This window comes from Paraburkholderia sp. UYCP14C (genome assembly GCF_004197395.1).
Classification (GTDB): Bacteria; Pseudomonadota; Gammaproteobacteria; order Burkholderiales; family Burkholderiaceae; genus Paraburkholderia.
On sequence record NZ_SELS01000383.1, the window covers coordinates 1 to 311 of the forward strand.

At 58.8% G+C, this 311-nt stretch carries 1 protein-coding gene; it reads left to right on the forward strand.

Annotated elements, in window-relative coordinates:
* Positions 1–13: 13 nt before the first annotated feature.
* Positions 14–232, forward strand: coding sequence for a zinc ribbon domain-containing protein (locus EVC45_RS45305; RefSeq protein ID WP_248295565.1), 219 nt, complete (start codon positions 14–16; stop codon positions 230–232).
* Positions 233–311 lie beyond the last annotated feature (79 nt).

The following is a 311-nucleotide window of genomic DNA, read 5'->3' on the forward strand; positions in this document are numbered from 1 at the left end:
AGCCGGTGGCGCCGTGAGAGAAGGTACCGCCTTGCTGCAAGGTCTGGCAACCTGTGGCCACTGCAGCCGCAAACTTAAGACCCACTATCGTGGAACCAACCAGACGCCTGGTTACCATTGCTCGAACAAAGGGATCGAGAATGGCCGTGGCGTCTACTGCCTTAACGTCGGCGGCCTGCAAATCGATGCGGCGGTTACTGAGGCTTTTCTCCATGCGGTTGAGGCAGTATGACTTCGATCGCCTGTGCCAGCGCATGCAGTCCAAGGCGACGCACGTTCGCATCGTCTACGAAGCAGGGCCATGCGGCTAT